At 39.1% G+C, this 271-nt stretch carries 1 protein-coding gene; it reads right to left on the minus strand.

Annotated elements, in window-relative coordinates; all coding sequences use genetic code 11:
• Positions 1 to 271 (minus strand): hypothetical protein (locus tag AAEY78_RS13150; protein ID WP_352339748.1); only part of this gene is annotated, 271 nt, incomplete at both ends.

The raw sequence follows: 271 nt of genomic DNA on the forward strand, positions 1-271 counted from the left end.
GGCTCTAACTGTACAGATTTATCAAATGTTTTGGATTCAAAAATATAATGGCTACTATCTAGCGTTTTAGGCATAGGTGGTAACTTAGTGGGGGTTTGACAAATGGCAAGATCGTCTTGAGCGCTCAATAGATTATGCTCATACTCTACTTTTTTACGAAACTGAGTAAAGCTTTTGGGTAGCTCTTGAGTTGGCATTGAGGCAAAAAGCGTTGCGGTCGATCGATAGTGCCAAATGATTTGTGGATACTTATTTCGTAGCGCTTTATAAG

Origin of the sequence: Psychrobacter sp. 16-MNA-CIBAN-0192 (assembly GCF_040309565.1) — a bacterium.
Lineage (GTDB): Bacteria > Pseudomonadota > Gammaproteobacteria > Pseudomonadales > Moraxellaceae > Psychrobacter.